This window comes from Halorientalis salina (genome assembly GCF_005049285.1).
Taxonomy (GTDB): domain Archaea; phylum Halobacteriota; class Halobacteria; order Halobacteriales; family Haloarculaceae; genus Halorientalis; species Halorientalis salina.
Genome location: NZ_SOSC01000005.1, coordinates 101,967 through 118,179, shown reverse-complemented (window position 1 = coordinate 118,179; position 16,213 = coordinate 101,967). Strand labels below are relative to the sequence as shown.

At 63.9% G+C, this 16,213-nt stretch carries 16 protein-coding genes and 1 tRNA gene; 9 read left to right on the top strand and 8 right to left on the bottom strand.

What is annotated here, in order from left to right; genetic code table 11:
- The first annotated feature begins 247 nt into the window (after window positions 1–247).
- Both E2481_RS11335 and E2481_RS18720 read left to right on the top strand, forming a co-directional pair.
- Window positions 248–499, top strand: a complete 252-nt coding sequence (locus tag E2481_RS11335; RefSeq protein ID WP_250137801.1) for a HalOD1 output domain-containing protein — start codon at window positions 248–250, stop codon at window positions 497–499.
- Between the two features lie 8 nt (window positions 500–507).
- On the top strand, window positions 508–651 hold the full coding sequence (locus E2481_RS18720) for a hypothetical protein (RefSeq protein WP_169302430.1): 144 nt from the start codon (window positions 508–510) through the stop codon (window positions 649–651).
- A 5-nt stretch (window positions 652–656) separates the two neighbouring features.
- Here E2481_RS18720 and E2481_RS11330 read toward each other — a convergent pair whose 3' ends face one another.
- Window positions 657–1,460: a TrmB family transcriptional regulator gene (locus tag E2481_RS11330; protein ID WP_136717263.1), complete on the bottom strand. Its 804-nt coding sequence runs from the start codon at window positions 1,458–1,460 to the stop codon at window positions 657–659.
- Window positions 1,461–1,566: 106 nt separating this feature from the next.
- Complete coding sequence (locus E2481_RS11325; protein WP_136717262.1) at window positions 1,567–3,198, bottom strand: DUF255 domain-containing protein; 1,632 nt, start codon at window positions 3,196–3,198, stop codon at window positions 1,567–1,569.
- Window positions 3,199–3,571: 373 nt separating this feature from the next.
- Between E2481_RS11325 and E2481_RS11320 the strand changes: the two genes are divergently transcribed.
- On the top strand, window positions 3,572–4,114 hold the full coding sequence (locus E2481_RS11320) for an FxsA family protein (protein ID WP_136717261.1): 543 nt from the start codon (window positions 3,572–3,574) through the stop codon (window positions 4,112–4,114).
- Between the two features lie 113 nt (window positions 4,115–4,227).
- Window positions 4,228–4,301: transfer RNA gene (locus tag E2481_RS11315), tRNA-Ile, on the top strand.
- Between the two features lie 544 nt (window positions 4,302–4,845).
- Here the strand turns inward: E2481_RS11315 and E2481_RS11310 are convergent.
- Together E2481_RS11310 and carA are read right to left on the bottom strand one after the other, a co-directional pair.
- Window positions 4,846–5,817: a hypothetical protein gene (locus E2481_RS11310; protein ID WP_136717260.1), complete on the bottom strand. Its 972-nt coding sequence runs from the start codon at window positions 5,815–5,817 to the stop codon at window positions 4,846–4,848.
- A gap of 242 nt (window positions 5,818–6,059) precedes the next feature.
- Complete coding sequence (gene carA / locus E2481_RS11305) at window positions 6,060–7,103, bottom strand: glutamine-hydrolyzing carbamoyl-phosphate synthase small subunit (protein WP_136717259.1); 1,044 nt, start codon at window positions 7,101–7,103, stop codon at window positions 6,060–6,062.
- 102 nt (window positions 7,104–7,205) lie between these two features.
- Between carA and E2481_RS11300 the strand changes: the two genes are divergently transcribed.
- Window positions 7,206–7,619, top strand: a complete 414-nt coding sequence (locus E2481_RS11300) for an Lrp/AsnC family transcriptional regulator (RefSeq protein ID WP_136717258.1) — start codon at window positions 7,206–7,208, stop codon at window positions 7,617–7,619.
- Between the two features lie 122 nt (window positions 7,620–7,741).
- On the opposite strand, the gene E2481_RS11295 is transcribed toward E2481_RS11300, so the two are convergent.
- Entirely contained in the window at window positions 7,742–8,446 is a 705-nt protein-coding gene (locus E2481_RS11295) for a PHP-associated domain-containing protein (RefSeq protein WP_136717257.1), read from the bottom strand.
- A gap of 56 nt (window positions 8,447–8,502) precedes the next feature.
- Between E2481_RS11295 and E2481_RS11290 the strand changes: the two genes are divergently transcribed.
- The 4 genes from E2481_RS11290 (at window position 8,503) to E2481_RS11275 (ending at window position 11,270) form a co-directional block, all read left to right on the top strand.
- Entirely contained in the window at window positions 8,503–9,471 is a 969-nt protein-coding gene (locus E2481_RS11290) for a diacylglycerol/lipid kinase family protein (protein WP_136717256.1), read from the top strand.
- A 115-nt stretch (window positions 9,472–9,586) separates the two neighbouring features.
- Complete coding sequence (gene idi / locus E2481_RS11285; protein WP_136717255.1) at window positions 9,587–10,174, top strand: isopentenyl-diphosphate Delta-isomerase; 588 nt, start codon at window positions 9,587–9,589, stop codon at window positions 10,172–10,174.
- Window positions 10,175–10,245: 71 nt separating this feature from the next.
- Window positions 10,246–10,944, top strand: coding sequence for an SDR family NAD(P)-dependent oxidoreductase (locus E2481_RS11280; protein ID WP_136717254.1), 699 nt, complete (start codon window positions 10,246–10,248; stop codon window positions 10,942–10,944).
- A 68-nt stretch (window positions 10,945–11,012) separates the two neighbouring features.
- On the top strand, window positions 11,013–11,270 hold the full coding sequence (locus E2481_RS11275) for a DUF5789 family protein (protein ID WP_136717253.1): 258 nt from the start codon (window positions 11,013–11,015) through the stop codon (window positions 11,268–11,270).
- A 47-nt stretch (window positions 11,271–11,317) separates the two neighbouring features.
- Here E2481_RS11275 and E2481_RS11270 read toward each other — a convergent pair whose 3' ends face one another.
- From E2481_RS11270 to E2481_RS11260, 3 genes are all read right to left on the bottom strand, one after another.
- Window positions 11,318–12,718, bottom strand: a complete 1,401-nt coding sequence (locus E2481_RS11270; RefSeq protein WP_250137800.1) for an RNA-guided endonuclease InsQ/TnpB family protein — start codon at window positions 12,716–12,718, stop codon at window positions 11,318–11,320.
- A 301-nt stretch (window positions 12,719–13,019) separates the two neighbouring features.
- Complete coding sequence (locus E2481_RS11265) at window positions 13,020–14,375, bottom strand: MmgE/PrpD family protein (protein ID WP_136717252.1); 1,356 nt, start codon at window positions 14,373–14,375, stop codon at window positions 13,020–13,022.
- Between the two features lie 45 nt (window positions 14,376–14,420).
- A complete protein-coding gene (locus E2481_RS11260; protein ID WP_136717251.1) occupies window positions 14,421–16,202 on the bottom strand; it encodes a histidine kinase N-terminal 7TM domain-containing protein in 1,782 nt (593 codons plus the stop codon).
- Between the last annotated feature and the right edge of the window lie 11 nt (window positions 16,203–16,213).

Here is a 16,213-nt window from a genome sequence, read left to right as displayed (position 1 = left end):
ACGAATCGTCTCCGAGACAGGCGAAACCGAGCGAAAGCCACACGTCGAAGCGTCGGCCCACCGTCAGTTTCGCGGGACGCCCGCTGTCACTGCGGCCGACTCCTGACCTGTCGGCACGCTGTGTGTGGGTGCCACTCCGAACCCAGCAGTCGGCTGTGAATACAGTTACTCCCCGATCCGGGGATGACTTATACATATAGTCACCAGCCTCAGGCCGCTCTCGCTGCTGTGTCTATCCATGAATGCGATGCAAACCCGGGTGCGGAGCAACCAACCGACCGACGCGGTAGTCCAGGCCGTTGCGACGGTCGAAGGCGTCGAACCGGTCGACCTCGATATCCCGCTGTTCACAGTCATCGATCCCGACGCGCTGGACAGTCTCTTCGAATCACCGTCCGACGACCTGGGCGTGACGTTCCGATACCACGGTCACGAGATCGAACTCGACTCCGACCTGACCGTCACCGTCGACGGCACCGAAATCCGACCCGAACACTAAACAACTCCATGCATACGACAGATACCGATCCCACGATCCGCGAACTGTACGAAGAATTCCCGCTCGGTGCGGGCACCGTCTCGATGATCTCCGATCCGGAGAACCCCAACGCCTGGATTCAGTCGAACGTGACACAGCCGGTCGAGCTGTAACTGCCTCAGAGGTTCAGCGGCTCGGCGTCCTCCCACTTCGGGTCGAACTCGGATCGAACGTTGGCGGCGAACTCCCGGTCTTTGAGGTCGATCATGGCGAACGTCTCCTCGGCGTTGAGCGGGTGGGGCACCTCGATGCAGACCTCGGCGTTGTCGATGAGCTCGAAGGTCCCGCTGACGTTTCGGGAGGTCCGCAGGGAGAACTGCTCGTGTCGGGACAGATGCGACCGGTAGTGCTCGCCGACGCTCTCGGGCAGTTCCTCGACCAGTTCCGGCCGCATCAACAGCGAGACGTCCACGCCCCGGTCGAGCGCCTCGCCGAGTTCCTCGACGATGAGGTCGCCGACCATGTCGATGTCGAACTGCTGGGAGAGCGTCGACGCGACCATGATGATGCGCTCGTCGGCGGCCGCGAGCCGCTCGACCAGCAGGTCGACGGTCTCCTCGGGGCCGACGGCGGCCGTCCAGAACGTCTCCTCGACCGGTTCGGCGGTCTCGAGTTCGCCCACGAGGTCGTCGACGATGCTCTCGTACTGGTTTGCCTTCTCGTCGAGTTCCCGTTTCTTGTCCTCCAGCAACCTGTCGAGGGCGGTCTGGGGCTCGACCGCGACGTACTTTTTCGGCCGGCTCGCGCTCTGACTCCGGACGAGGTTGTACGTCTCGATGCTATTGAGGACGTCGTAGATGCGACCCATCGGCACGTCGCTCACACGTGACAACTCTTTGGCAGTTGTCGGCCCCGTTTTCAACAGTGCACGGTAGGCGCGGGCCTCGTATTCGGACAACCCCAAGTCTCTCAGACTTGCCATTACTGTGTTGGGTTGGCTCGGGGGGTTATAAACGCATCGCAGGTTTACCACCGTGTATTATGGGCTGGGACGGTTTCGGCCGGCGTAACGGGCCGTTTCGACCCGATCAGGCGTCGGTCGCCAGGTCCGCCAGCGCGTCGGGCGTGTCCGCAGTCCCGACCTGTTCGTCGTCTTGGAAGAGGTGGACTTCCCCGTCGGGCACGTCGGCGTCGGGGACGACGACGGCCTCGTGGTCGGCGATGCGCAGCGCCGCCCGGTGGAGGTCGCTGCCCGCCGCCGTTCCCACCCGGAAGGTCCGCGGCGACTGGAGCCGCGCCGAGACGCTCGCGTAGCCGGCGACCTCGACGCCCATGCGATCTAACGCACCCGCAAACGCCGCGACGGCGTCGCGGGCCGCTTCGCGGTAGCGTTCCTCGCCGGTCAGCGCCGCGAGGTCAACCAGCGCGTCCGCGAGTTCGACGTTCGTGTCCAGCGGATACAGCGGCTGGTCGCAGAGCCCAGCGCCCTCGGCCGGCCCGTCGCGGAACGCGCCGTCGTCCTCGGGGCGGTGCTGCGTGAGCGTGTAGTCCGCGATCTCACGAGCCTCCTCGCTGTACTCGCCGGTGACCTGCCAGGCCGTGGTCAGTCCGGCCAGCACGCGGGCCTGGTCGAGCAGGAGCCCGGACTCGCCGACCTCGCCGGTTTCGGGGTCGGCAAAGTGGATGACTTCCCCGTCGTCGACGAGTTCGGTCAGGACGTGATCGAGCGCGCGCTCGGCGTACCGCCTGGCCTGCTCGTCGTCGGTGTAGGCGTGGAGGGAAAGCAGCGCCTCTGCGGCCAGTCCGTTGCGGTCGGCCAGCACCGTCTCGTCGACGGGGGGCGCGTCGGCGTCCTCGCGTTCGGTCGGTTCGAGGTGGGAGTACTGGTCGTCACCGGCCTGACTCGCCGCGAAGGCCGCACCGGTCCAGAGCGTCGTCGTCAGGTACTCGACGGTCTGTTCGGCCGGCTGGCGGTAGGCTTCCTCGCCGGTGTACCGGTAGGCGCGAGCGAACGCGCGGACGAGGGCCGCGTTCTCGTCCAGCAGCTTCTCCCGGCTGGGCGACCCCCAGCTGCGCTCGGTCGCGTAGCGGTAGAACCCGCCCTCGTAGGTGTCCAGCAGGTGCGTCCGGATGGCCTCCAGCGTCCGGGTGGCCTGATCGCGCGCCCGGACCAGCGCGAACTCGACGGTTCGAGGCAGGGGGAACTTCGTGTCGGTACCCCACCCGCCGAACTCCTCGTCGAAGGCCGCCAGGAGCTGTTCGACCATGTGCTCCTCGATGCGCGGGGTGAGCTCGCCGCCCGGTGGCGTCCCGTCCCGGAGCGCACGGGGAACCCGGCCCGCTTCGGTTCCCTTGGCGTCCCAGGTCTGGCGGACGGAGTCGAGGATGTCGCGGAACCCGTCGATCCCCAGGTAGCCCGCGCCCGTGATGATGTCCCCCTCGGGCGTACAGAAGACAGTCGAGGGGAACCCGCCCATGTTGTAGCGTTCGCGCACGCGGGGGTGCCGGTCGACGTCGACGCGAACGGGGACGAACCCGTCGTTGATGTTGGCCGCGATGCGCGGCTCCGAGTAGGTGGTTGCGTCCATCTCGTGACAGTGGGCGCACCACGGGGCCGACAGCGAGAGCAGGACCGGTTTGCCGCTGCGGGACGCCGCCTCGAAGGCCTCGGGCCCCCACTCTCGCCACTCGACTTTGGTGTCCGCCGCCGAATCGTCCATACCGGAGCGTGGCGGTCACCACCCAAATATCCCACCATCTTTTTCTGCGTCGGGTTCGCTCCCGCTGGTCGCGAACCGCTCCTTGAAAAACATGGGTGAAAAAGGCGCGAGCGGCAAGCCGCTCGCGTGAACCGCGCTCCCTTCGGTCGCGCGGATGCTTGCCCGCTACTGTTCGGTGGTTTGAGCTATTGAGCAGGTGAGCATCCGCCGAGCGCCGCAGGCGCGAGGCGGTTCACTCCAGACGAGCGTAGCGAGTCTGGAGCCGTTTTTAGTCCAGGTTTTTGCAATGGGGGGTCGCCACAGGCGACCCCCCGCAGTAAAAAAGTGGTTGCCAAGCGGTTCTATTTTGAGTGTCGGGCCGATAGAGGAGTGTATGCTGCGCATCATCGCGCTGTTGTTGCTCATCCCGCTGTTCGACGTCATGCTGCTCGTGGCGGTGGCAGGGTGGCTCGGCGCAGTCGAGACGGTGCTCATCGTCGTCCTGACCGCACTGGTCGGCATGCTGCTGGTCCGCGCCGAGGGCCGCCACACCCTCCAGAAGATACAGCGCAAGGTCGCCCAGGGCGAGTCCCCGACCGACGAACTCGTCGACGGTGGCCTCCTGCTGGTTTCGGGCGCGATGTTGCTGACGCCCGGGCTCGTCACGGACCTCATCGGCTTGCTCCTCGTGGTCCCGCTGACCCGCATCCCCGTCCGCGTCGCGACGAAAAAGTGGGTCGTCAACCCCTACATCGACGCCAAAACGCAGGGTTTCGCGTCTGGAAACGTCTACGTCGGCGGCTTCCCCGGCGGCGAGACGCCCGGGCAGGGCCAGGGCCAGAACACCGGCGGCGACACCTACGAGATGGATGAGGACGCCTACGACATCGGCCCGGACGACGGATCGTCGGGCCAGGGCGACGACGACCGACGGTAGCGGCCGACGGCTCTCTTGTTTCGGGTTTCGCGGCGGGTGTGACCGTCGCCCACCCTGCTTGCGAAAAGAAACGCTTAACATACCGACGGCGGAACACTCAGATGCGCTCACCTGGGCCAATAGCTCAGTCAGGTTGAGCGCTCGGCTGATAACCGGGAGGCCTCCGGTTCAAATCCGGATTGGCCCACTTTCAACGCGGGCCGCAACTCCCCAGCCACCTAACTTTCGGCGCTATTACGATTTTGAGCGAGTAGTACGGCCAACTCGGGACGAAAGGGTGATCTCCAGACCGAGCGGTGACGGACCACAACTCGACGGCCTGCATATCCGACCAATCCCGGCGATTGGTTGCGCAGGTGGCCAGCAGGGTGAGCTGGCTGATCACGCCCGAGTAGGATATCTTCGAGGCGTAACCCTGGCTAGTACATTCGAGACCGGTACTGGCGAAGTCGAAGCCCATCAGTGAGAGACTGATGACCCCATCGCAATAGCCGAACTCAGTAGAACGGACTGAGAACACTATGGTTCAGAAGACGATCTATGAACCAAGCCCAAATGTAAAGATAAACCCCTCTCTTCCCTCTGTATTCGTGATTTTAAACCAAATATGATTTGACTTGCGGCTAAATCTGGTTCTTTCCAATATCGTTGTTGTATCTATATTTGTATTATTGACAATTCTCACCTCTTACTACCCATTTCTCACTCTCTCAACACGGCTTTACTGAAATTTAAGAAATGATCTTTTCTGCCGCAAATCTACGACCATCGTATTCAATATACACTGTTGAATTCTCGAACAATTCCTCTCGTTTTTCTTGTCGTTCCTCCCTCGAATCTCCCTCCACGTTTTCCCACTCCGAAATTTGGAATGTGTGGGATACAAAGTCGCCGCTTTGGCCAGACAATGTGATCTTTCCATCATGTCTGAACGTTTCTTTTGGTCCATCAACAGTATATGTGTATGAAACGTCCTGTTCCTCATCACGATTGTTTGTGATTCGGGCGTCGATCTCGATCCATGGTGTATTAACTAAATGTTTCCGAAGTGTTGCTTTAACATGACTAATCTCTATGGGTGCCTTTGGAGTACCCTCCGGCGTATCTTTGTCCTCTAATTGTGCCTCCTGGGCTTTTTCCACTATGTCGCTCTCATCATCATCTTGAGGTGTGTTGTTCACTTCTCGGAAGCCCTGGAATGTGTTTGGGTCAACACACCCGTCAGTATAATCACCATCTGGAAGTGCCCCTGACTGACTGCATGCCGCGTCTTCATTCCTGCTGGTGGCTTCAACAGCCCCTATTTCGATTTGGCTTGGTTCGCCTCCGTATGTTACTTCGTAAGCAGTTTGTTCCCCACCTTCAACAATAGTGCCGCCACAATAATCACCAGAAGTTAACCCGTCATCATGCTTGACATACACCAGCTGGTCCTCCCCTCTCATATTCTGAATTATTCCAGTCCCATCGCTATTGACAGAAACAAGCCGAATAGGTCTACTTCCGTCACACTTCGGTAATCCATAATAGTCCTGTGGGTCGTACGCTGCTTCTGTTGGCGTGTCTGTGCTATCTTCGTCATTGGTTTCGCTACCGTCTTCACCTGAATTGCCACCGCCAGTACAACCAGCGATTCCAAGCGAGCAAATAGTAGACAAACCAGCGAGAACGTCTCGCTTCTTGATTTGGTCCAAGTTTGACATAGTATCAAATTATTTGGGGTTTATATACATCTTTTCTATGCTATTTCATTCTTGATAGTCGCAACCGCAAACACGATCCGTTCCGGAGGGTGACTGTCCCGCTATCAGTTGTGAAGGCGGTCGAAAACTAAACTCGGTCGGCCGGTCTGGCGGCGGATTCACTTCGTAGTCTGTCATCTATCCCAGTCCATAGCCGACGGTAGTCCCACACTCGACGCGAGTCGAAACAGCAGAAAGAGGAGTTAGTTCTCAGTCATCGCCAGCACGTCGTCGAAGAAGCCCAGCGAGTCGTGCGGGCCGGGGTGTGCCTCGGGGTGGTACTGGCGGGTGATGATCTCCAGGTCGTCGTTCTCCAGGCCCTCGGGGGTGTCGTCGTTGACGTTGATCTGCGTGACTTCCAGGTCGCCGGGTTCGGCGACGGTGTAGCCGTGGTTCTGGGTGGTCATCACGACTTTGTCGGTCCGGAGGTCACGGACCGGCTGGTTGACGCCGCGGTGGCCGAACTCCATCTTCTCGGTCGATCCACCGAGGGCGTTGGCGATGACCTGCTGGCCGAGACAGATGCCGGCCAGCGGCGTCTCGCCGGCGAACTCGTCGACGATGGTCGCGGCCTGCTCGAAGTTCTGAGGGTCGCCGGGACCGTTGGAGATGAAGAGCAGGTCCGGGTCGACGGCGGCCACGTCGTCGGCCGTCGCGTCGTAGGGCAGGACGTGGACTGTGGCGTTGCGTTCGACCAGCGAGTTCGTGATCGATCCCTTCGCGCCGCAGTCGACGAGCGCGACGTCGGCACCGGTGCCGCCCTCGTTGTAGACGGTGGTGTCGCTGACGCTGACCTGGGCGCCGATGTCCGTGTGGTCGGACATGTGCTTGCACTGGTCGAGTTCGTCCAGGGCGTCCTGCTCGGTGACGTCCGGGCCGGCGGCGATGCCGCATTTCATGGCTCCCTCGTCGCGGATGCCGGTGACGAGTTCGCGCGTGTCGAGGTGGTCGACGGCCGGCACACCTTCGGATTCGAGCCACTCGGCGACGTCGTCGGTGAGTTCGCGCGCGACGACGCCGCGCGGGTGGACCCGGTCGGACTCGAATCGCTCCTCTCGGACGCCGTAGTTTCCGATGAGCGGATACGAGAACGTCAGGATCTGCTCCTCGTAGGAGGGATCGGTCAGGCTCTCTTCGTACCCCGTGTAGGCGGTCGTAAACACCAGTTCCCCGCGAGTCGTACCCGGAGCGCGAGCGCGTGCTTCCACGACGCGCCCGCCCTCGATGGCCACATAGGCGTCCGACATTACGAGATGCGTATCCTCTCGCCGTTCATAAGTGTTGCTTTCGAAGCTGCGCTACGAAATTCGCAATCCTCAAGTAGAGCCGGGGAATACCCTCGAATCTCCATGGACGAACTGGATCGTCAGATCCTGTCGATCCTGCGGCGGGACGCCAGGACGCCGTATACGGAGATCGCCGACCGGGTGGGGACCTCGGAGGGGACGGTCCGAAACCGCGTCGAAAGCCTGGTCGAGGACGGGATCATCGAGCGCTTTACCGTCGCGACGTCGACGGGGAACGTCAAGTCGATGATCGAGGTCAGCGTCGACGTCAACGTCGACACCGGCGCGGTGGCGGACCGGTTCATCGAGTGGAAGGAGGTCGATTCGGTCTGGCAGGTTTCCGGTGACGAGGATCTGGTCATGGTGGTCGACGCCGCCGACACCGAGCGGATCAACGAACTCATCACCAGGGCCAGGGAGCTAGACGAGGTCGTGAGTACGAAGACCCGTCTCATTTTGGACGAGCGACTCGGCTGAACGAGGCGAGGTCGGGATGCGACCTCGAGTTCCGCGAGCGGGCCACGCCCGCGAGCCGGGAAGCGAGTCGCCGATTCGAGGATTCGACGAGAGATTGATTCTGGACGAGCGGCTGGGCTGAGCTACCGCTCGCCGGGCGGGGCTCCGACGCCGGGCGTTTTCCACTCGGGGCGGTCGAGGTGTTCTTTCTCGGCGTGGACGTATCGGTAGAGTCGTCGGAGGAGCCGATGTGGGAGCCAGTCGTCGACGCGGGCCTCGACGCGGCCGTCGCGGATGGCGGCGACGACGCTTTCGGGGGTGAGCCGGTCGGCCTCGACGCGGGTGAAGGCGCGACCGACTTCGACGGGGTAGTGGGCGTCACTTCCGCCGACGACGGGGATATCGTGTTCGTCGGCGAGGCGGCGGACCCATTCGCTGGTCCGCGGGTGTTTGCCGTTGACTTCGATGGCGTCGAAGTCGGCGTCGACCTCCCGGACGGTGCTGTTGCGATAGGGGTGGGCGACGATGGCGGCACAGTCGCGGTCGTGTGCCAACTCGACGACTTCGGGGGGAGCCAGCCCGTCGACGCGAGTCGCGACCGGCGGGTCCGGGCCGACGACGAGGACGTGGCCGCGGCTGCTCGACACCTCGATCCCCGGGATGGCCGTCACGCCACCCACGACCGGCAACGGAGTGTAGTAGTCGTGGTTCGTGAGCGCGAGGCCGTCCAGTCCGCGGTGTCGGGCCACGGCCGACAGGAGAACGGCCCCGACCGGGTCGAACGGCGTCGACCGGGACGAAAACCCGTGGAAAAATCGGGTATGCGTGTGGAGGTCAACGGCGAACACGACCGCAAGAAAGCGGTAAGATTCCTTTTGGGTTTTGTCCACTTCTCTAGCAGGTAGTGACCGACAGACCGCGTGAACCGGACGCCGCGGTACCGGACGGTGGCGACCGACCGGACGAGCAACGCGTCCTGATCGTCAACCCGGCGAGCGGGACTCGCTCTCACCAGGACCAGCTATCGGCGCTGGCGGCCGAACACGGGTTTGCGGTCCGGGAGACGGAACGGGAGGGTCACGCCGTCGACCTGGCCAGCGAGGCCGCCAGCGAGGGCGCATCCGTGGTCGCCGCGGCCGGTGGCGACGGAACGGTCAACGAGGTCGTCGAGGGACTCGTCGCGGCCGGCGCGCTCGACGCGGTACGGTTCGGAATCGTCCCGACGGGAACCGGCAACAACTTCGCGAAAAACGTCGGCATCACGGGACTGTCCCAGGCGTTCGAGGTCATGGAACGGGGAGACGAGCGGACGGTCGACCTCGGATTCGCCGACGACCGCCCGTTCCTGAACTCCTGTGTCGGCGGGCTGACCGCCGAGGCGAGTCGCGAGACGACGCCCGAGATGAAAGCCGATCTGGGCGTCGTGGCGTACGTCCTCAACACGGTTCGGACGGCCGTCGACTTCGAGGGAACGCCGCTCCACATCGAGACTGGCGATGCCGGCGAGGAGACCTGGACCGGTAACGCCGTGTTGTTGCTGGTCGGGAACGGTCGACGGTTCCCCACCAGGGGCCAGGCACAGGCTGACATGGAGGACGGGCGCTTCGACGTGGCGATCATCGAGGACACGCCGGGGTCGAACCTCGCCGGCCTGGCCCGGTCGACGGCCCTGGAACGCCTCCTCGGTGCCGACGCCGACTACGTGACCCGGCTCAAAACCGATCGACTGGTCGTCAGCGTCACGGCCGAGGACCCCGCGACGTTCAGCCTCGACGGGGAGATGGTGACCGCCGGCGAACTGACGATCGAAACCAGGCCGGCCGCGCTGCGATTGCGGGTCGGGGACGCCTACGACCCGCATCCGGACTCGTAGCCGGTCGGGTGCTCGCTGACGACCGCCAGGACGGGACTCCGAGCGACTTTCAGGCCCACTGAGGGGAAGAACCCGCCTCGTTATCCTTTTGAACCCGCTCGTCATTGCAACACGCATGAGTTCCGACGAGACGCCCGGGGCGGGCGAACTCGGCGACGACCGCCAGCACGAGAACGCTGGGCAGGACGTCATCCGGGTCGACGCCGACGACAACTCCCTGGGGACCGTAAACAGACTCGACGCACACACCGGTGACGGCATCCGCCACCGCGCGTTCACCAGCCTCCTGTTCGACGAGGACGACCGCATCCTGCTGGCCCAGCGCAGTCCCGACAAGCGCCTCTGGGACACGCACTGGGACGGCACCGTCGCCTCCCACCCCGTCGAGGGCCAGAGCCAGGAGGCCGCCACTCGCGAACGGCTCGAAGAGGAACTGGGCGTCACGCCCGACCAGTACGACAACCTCCGGGTGACCGACCGCTTCGAGTACAAGCGCTACTACCAGAACGCCGGCGTCGAACACGAGGTCTGTGCCGTGCTGAAGGCGACGCTCATGGATACCGACCTCGACCCCGATCCCGAGGAGGTCGCCGGCATCATGTGGGTCCCCTACGAGCGCCTCCACGAGAACCCGCGCTGGTATCGCCAACTGCGACTCTGTCCCTGGTTCGAGATCGCCATGCGACGGGACTTCGACGACTAACCGACCGGCTGATTTTCATCCCTGGTAACTGGTGGGTCGGGTTTTTGCCCCCGCACGCCGGGAGGTAGCACATGGACGTCGAGACCTACGAGTCGCTCGGCGGCCAGGTCGCCCTGGTCACGGGGGCATCGCGGGGGATCGGCGAGGCCATCGCCGCGAAACTCGCGGGACTGGGCGCGACGGTGTACGCCGGTGCGCGCGATACGAGCGACCTGTCCCGCTCGGACCACCGAGCGCTCGAACTCGACGTCACTTCCGAGGACGACATCGTCGACGCGATCAACCGGATCGACGACGAGAAGGGCCGACTCGACATCCTCGTCAACAACGCCGGCGTGATGGACACTCGCGTCGCACTCGAAGAGATGCCCACGGGCGTCATCGACGAGACGTTCGCGACGAACCTCCGCGGCCCCGTTCTCCTCACGAAGTACGCGCTGCCGCTGCTGTTGTTGCGCGACGGCAGCCGCGTCGTGAACGTCTCCTCGGGGCTGGCCTCGCTGACCGCCGAGATGGGGCGGGGCATGGCGGCCTACCGGGTCTCGAAGACCGGCCTGAACGGGCTGACCGTCTATCTCGACGGGGAGTACCACGACCAGGGACTCATCGCCAACTCCGTCTGTCCCGGCTGGACCCGCACGGAGATGGGCGGCCCCTACGCCGAGCGCAGTCCCGAGGAAGGCGCGGAAATGCCCGTCCGGCTCGCCCGGTTCAAACCCGGCAGCCCCAGCGGCGAGTTCTGGCGCGACGGACAGGTCATCGACTGGTAACAGAACGACTGCAACCCGGTCGCAACTGGCATCGTGGGCTCAAGACGGCCGAGCACGTACCCGTTCCCATGGGACGGACTAGCAAACTCAACGAACTCAGCGAGCTGGCGGCCGAACTCCACTACCCGCTGGACCCCGACACCGCGAGCGAGGCGTTCGACGACGTGACGCTGCAGTTGGCGGACGGAACGGTGAACCTCGGTGCGATCATCGCCGACTCGAACGCCGACGGGTTCGAGACCGCCGAGGACCTCGAAACGGAGGTCCGGAACATGCTCCCCAGACACGCCGTGGGCGAGCCCTACCAGTCCGAGGGCGAAGGATGACATCCTCCCCGGCATGAACGCCGGGGTTTCCTCCGTGGGAGTCTCGGCTATGCCGATTCGGTCCGAGAATCAGAGATTCTCGTCATCACGGAAATCTCCGATTTCCGAACGACCCCGGAGGCAACATTCCCGTCACGGTGGACGATACTCGGGTCTGTGCGCTGTTCTTTGGGACGGTGAGAGCGTGGTGACTCCGACCAGACGTGGTCGTCCCACTCGAACCGCACGGGCCGTGCCATCGGCCTGACTGCCTGCTCTGCATACCGCTCCAGGAACGTTTCCGACGCCGTGAGGTCGGCATGGCCCTCGAACCCACATGGACAAGTGAGCGTGTCTTGGTGTCGCGTCGTCCGGTCTGTGCCGCCACACTGCGGGCACTCCTGACTGGTCCACGCCTCCGACCGAATCTCGACGGAGATTCCGTACTCCTCGGCGGTACACGCCAGTCGCTTCGTGAATTTCACGAACGCCCAGAAGTTGTGCGTCTTGGTGTTGGTCTCAACCGACCAGTGCGTGTCTAACACGTCGGTCAGGCCACCGACGTACACCGTGTTGATACCTTCGGTGTACAAGCGTTCCAGTAGATCGCGACACAACGCTTCTTGGGCATGGTCGCGGCGTCGAGTCCGCTTCCGGTACAGTCGCCGGATGCGCTCGCTGCTGTCCCGGTCTTCCGGTAGCTTGGCCTGCAATCGGGCGATCTCTCGCGTCGTCTCACGGAAGCGGTCGAACAACTGGCGGCCTTCGTACAGGTATTGCTCGCCGGTCGTGGTGGTACAGGCGACGAGATTGTTTGCACCAATGTCCAGAGCGGCCGTCTCGTCGGCCAGTGGAGTGTCCCGTGTCTCGTCAGAAACAGTCACGGGCTGCGAAGCTCGGAAGGTGCAATCGGTCTCGTCATACCAGAATTCCAACCGGCTCTGGTCCTCGTAGTCAGGCCAGTTCGGATCGCCAACAATTTCCAGCCGGAGACGGCTTTTCGGGCTGTTGTGCCTGTCTCGGAGTTCTTCTCCGACGACGATCTCAAGTCGGGAGCGGTCGCCCCATTTGACGGTGTATGCGTCTTTTCGGACGACGCCTTTGAGGACACGTCCGTCGTCTTCGTTGCCACGGAATCCCGGCGGTTCCGGATGTTCTTTGACCGACGTGTTGGACTCGTCGTGATACGCCTTCTTGTTCTCGAAGAACCCGCGCCACGCTTCGCTGTTTGCCCGCCGGACAGTTTGGGCAGTGGAAGCGCCGAGAACACCCTTGTATTTTCCTTCGAGTCGGCCCGTGTCGGCGTCCCACACGTCTTCACCCTCAAAGCCGTCTTCGTCGTTGTACCGCATGAGGCGCTGATAATTGATCTCGTTCCAGAGAGCGGCGGACGCGTCCAACAGGTCCCGTAGCACCTGTTCTCCATCATTGGAGAGCGGGCGCACGACGAACGTGTTGGAGCGTTTCATCGGCCAGTTTCCCGTACAACGCAGGGTGTATTAAAGGGCAGCCACCCGCGGCGAAAGTGGAACTCGCGTCAGGTGGTGGAGACTCACGATCGGCAGTGACGCGGCGGTTTCTCATCGGAGCGGACGCGATTCACGCCCGTCCCCAGAACGCGAAGCGTTCTGGTGTGCGAACGAGACGCTTCGCGTCTCGTCAACGCCGTGAACGGCGGGATTCTCTCGCTGTATCAAGATAGCGTGTCACACGGGCGGCGAGCACTATTCGGTCCGTGACCGCCCGTTCCGTCCGAGCCTGCGACCCCGCTCAGTCGAGCAGGGAGACCAGATCGCCGACGTCGCGGTCGCGGAGCGTTTCGACCACGGCCGCGATGTTTCGGACGCGTTCGTCGTCGTACCGCTGGGCGGCCAATCGCTCGTACTTCGCTTCGATCCGGTCCCAGGTCATCGGCTGGGTCGGGTGGCCCTGGAAGGCGTCCTTCTCGACGTCGAAGGTCGTCCCGTCGTCGAGCACGACCTGGATGGCGGCGGGCATCTCGCCGTCCTCGAACCGCTTGGTGAACGCGTCGTTCTCCTCGACGTCGACGACCCGGAGGAGTCGCTGCACGTCGTCGCGCTGGATGCGGTCGGGGTCGTACTGGGCGCTGGTCAGCTCGCGGTCGACGAGCGCGGCCGCGAGCATGTAGGGCAGCGAGTGGTCGGCCTGGGCTTTGGTCTCGACCTCGTAGCGACTCCCCTCGCCGCCGCCGATGATGAGTTTCGCACCGTGGAAGGTTTCGAGGTGGATGGCCTCCACGTCGTCGGGGTCGATCTCGAACTCCGCGGCGAGTTCGACGATGCCCTCGACGGCCGACTGGGCGTACGTCTCGGCGACGTAGCGCTTGGTCATCGTGTCGAACACGTGGCCACACCCGGGGTCCAGGTTCACCTCGAAGTCGGTCCTGGCGATGATCTGGTTCCACCCCTTCTGGCCCTCGAAGAGGTTCGTCGGCCCCTCCATCCCGTTGCGGGCGAGCAGGCAGGCGTAGACGGCGTTCCGGGCGGCGTTGGCGCTGGCGACCCCCTTCCACTCGTTGATGCCGCCCGTTCTGGTCACCCGGAGCGCGTTGTGGGCGGTACCGGCGATGCCGATCGCGTTGCGTAGCTGTTCGCGGTCGAGACCGAGGACCTTCCCGGCCCCGCAGGCCGCCGAGATGACGGTGTGGGTCACGTGATCGAAGCCGCGGTCCCGAACGGGGGCGTTCCAGGCGAGTTCCCCCTGGACCTCGTAAGCCACGCCGATGCCTTCGAGGAGTTCCCGGCCGGTGGCGTCGACGAGTTCGCCGCAGGCGACGACGCTGGCGATGTTGTCGCTCGGGTGCGGCGTCTCCCCGGGGGCGAGAAACGAGTCCATGTAGTCGAGATACCGGGTCAGGGCGGTGTTGTGCATGGCCGCCTGGGGCGGGGACGCGGCCCCGTCTCGCCCCCACAGTTGACAGGGGCCGTCCTCTTCGACCTCGAAGACCGTCTCGGCGACGATGTCGACCGGTTCGGCACCCAGGGCACCGATGGCGATGCCGACCGAGTCGAGGACGCGCTTCTCCAGTTCGGTGACCGCCTCGTCGCTGAGTTCGTCGTAGGAAACGCTCTGTACGAAGTCCGCGACCTCCGCTGTCGTTGTCATGGCATGCCGTACCACGAACCGTCCCAAAAGCGTCCTTGCAGGTTGCTAGTCACGGCCCTCGACCGTCTGTTGTCGCTCGGATCGGAGGCCGTTCGACGGATCCGGGGCCGCGTCGTCGAGGCTCTGGGACTCGGGGCCGTCCTCGGCGTCGCCGGTTCGGCGCGGGAGTTTCATCGTCACGGTACAGCCGTCGCCGTCGTTCTCGAAGACGAGGCGGCCGCCGAACTGTTCGACGACCCAGTTGACGACCCAGAGGCCGACGCCGCTGCCGTGCTGGAGGGCGGTCTCCTTGCCCTCGTCGAGCACGTCGAGTTCGTGATCGTCGATCCCGGGACCGTTGTCCGAAATCTCCAGGACGGTGAACTGCTCCGAGGCCCGGCTGGTGACGGAGACGGCCGGTTGCCCGTCGTTGTGTTCGATCGCGTTGGCCAGCAGTTCGTGGATGGCGATGGTGACCGAGGAACCGGCCACGACGCGACGCTTGGAGGGGATATCGACCGTGATATCGGCCGCCGGGTACCGCTCGCGGATCTGTTCGACTTCCGCCATGACGATGTCTTCGAGGTTCATCTCGACCGTCTCGGCGTCGTCGAGCATGCGGGCGACCCGACCGACCTTGTCGCTCCGCGCGGTGATCTCGCTGGCGGTCGCCTCGATCTGTTCGATGCGGTCGACGAGTTCGGTGTCGGAGAGCTTTCGCTCGACCAGTTCCGCGTTGCCGGCGATGACGTTCATCTCGTTGCGGAGGTTGTGCCGCAGCAGGCGATTGAGCACGTCCAGTCGCTGGCGTTGCTGGCGCTGTTCGGTCACGTCCCGGAGACTGATCAGCTGGCCCGCGACCATCCCGCCGGCGCGGTGTAGCGGGTTGATTCGCACGTCGTAGTACCGGACGCCGCCGCCGTTCTCCACTGAGAGTTCCGATTGGGTCCGACCGCTCCCCTCCGCGTCGAGGATCTCGGCGATCTCGGGGAGCAACTCCCCGATGGGCCTGCCGATCGCTTCGTCTTCGGTGCAGTCGAGCAGGTCGACCGCGGCGGGGTTCAGGTCGGCGATGCGGTCGTTCTCGTCCGTGACGATGACCTGGTCTTCGAGGTTCTCCAAGACCTCGTCCCGGGCGACCTCGCGAGCCACCGGCACGATTTCGAGCAGTTGCCTGCGGAGGATCGTCGCGGCGATGATGATGCCGGTGAACAGGAATCCGACGTTCGTCGGGTCGATCCCGGCCGGGAGGTAGTCGAAGGTATACAGGACGTTCCCGACCGCGGGAACGAACGCGGCGACGAGCAATGCCGTCGCCTGGGCGCGGTAGAGTCCCTCAGCGAACAGAATGACGCGCAACAGGAACGCTCCGGCCACGAGGATGACCAGATACGAGTAGATGAGGTGGACGAAATACCACGGCCCGAACGCCTCGGTGATGACCCGGAACCCGTCGACAGTGGTGACCCCGAGCTCGGTCCGGACGTACGTCGGGCGGAACCAGACGATGGCCCCGTTCAGGATCGGCTCGACGAGCAAGACGCCCAGCGTCCACGGGGTCATCCACTTTTCGTTGCCGGTGTACTCGAGCACCAGCCACAGAAACGACAACGGAACGAGTCCGGTGATGGCGATCTCGACGTTCGTCCAGAACACCTTCCCGGCCAGGTCGGCGTGTGCGAGGTTCATCCCCTCGGCGAACGACCAGAGGCCGGCACCGACCAGGAACACCGCCAAGGGGAACGCTCCCGGCCGGTCCCGGTTCTGGAGCGCGAACCCAGCCACTCCAAGCCCCACTACGGCCGAGAGGAACACAGGCGCAGTGTACGGAGTGTACTGGAAGGCCATCGCTCAGCGTA

Bases quoted from the DNA above. Each gene is read 5' to 3' on its own strand.
- E2481_RS11270 (WP_250137800.1), bottom strand. From the start codon at position 12,718: ATGAAACGCTCCAACACGTTCGTCGTGCGCCCGCTCTCCAATGATGGA.
- E2481_RS11320 (WP_136717261.1), top strand. From the start codon at position 3,572: ATGCTGCGCATCATCGCGCTGTTGTTGCTCATCCCGCTGTTCGACGTC.
- E2481_RS11325 (WP_136717262.1), bottom strand. From the start codon at position 3,198: ATGGACGATTCGGCGGCGGACACCAAAGTCGAGTGGCGAGAGTGGGGG.
- E2481_RS11310 (WP_136717260.1), bottom strand. From the start codon at position 5,817: ATGTCAAACTTGGACCAAATCAAGAAGCGAGACGTTCTCGCTGGTTTG.
- E2481_RS11330 (WP_136717263.1), bottom strand. From the start codon at position 1,460: ATGGCAAGTCTGAGAGACTTGGGGTTGTCCGAATACGAGGCCCGCGCC.
- E2481_RS18720 (WP_169302430.1), top strand. From the start codon at position 508: ATGCATACGACAGATACCGATCCCACGATCCGCGAACTGTACGAAGAA.
- idi (WP_136717255.1), top strand. From the start codon at position 9,587: ATGAGTTCCGACGAGACGCCCGGGGCGGGCGAACTCGGCGACGACCGC.
- E2481_RS11300 (WP_136717258.1), top strand. From the start codon at position 7,206: ATGGACGAACTGGATCGTCAGATCCTGTCGATCCTGCGGCGGGACGCC.
- E2481_RS11275 (WP_136717253.1), top strand. From the start codon at position 11,013: ATGGGACGGACTAGCAAACTCAACGAACTCAGCGAGCTGGCGGCCGAA.
- E2481_RS11280 (WP_136717254.1), top strand. From the start codon at position 10,246: ATGGACGTCGAGACCTACGAGTCGCTCGGCGGCCAGGTCGCCCTGGTC.
- E2481_RS11265 (WP_136717252.1), bottom strand. From the start codon at position 14,375: ATGACAACGACAGCGGAGGTCGCGGACTTCGTACAGAGCGTTTCCTAC.
- carA (WP_136717259.1), bottom strand. From the start codon at position 7,103: ATGTCGGACGCCTATGTGGCCATCGAGGGCGGGCGCGTCGTGGAAGCA.
- E2481_RS11335 (WP_250137801.1), top strand. From the start codon at position 248: ATGCAAACCCGGGTGCGGAGCAACCAACCGACCGACGCGGTAGTCCAG.
- E2481_RS11260 (WP_136717251.1), bottom strand. From the start codon at position 16,202: ATGGCCTTCCAGTACACTCCGTACACTGCGCCTGTGTTCCTCTCGGCC.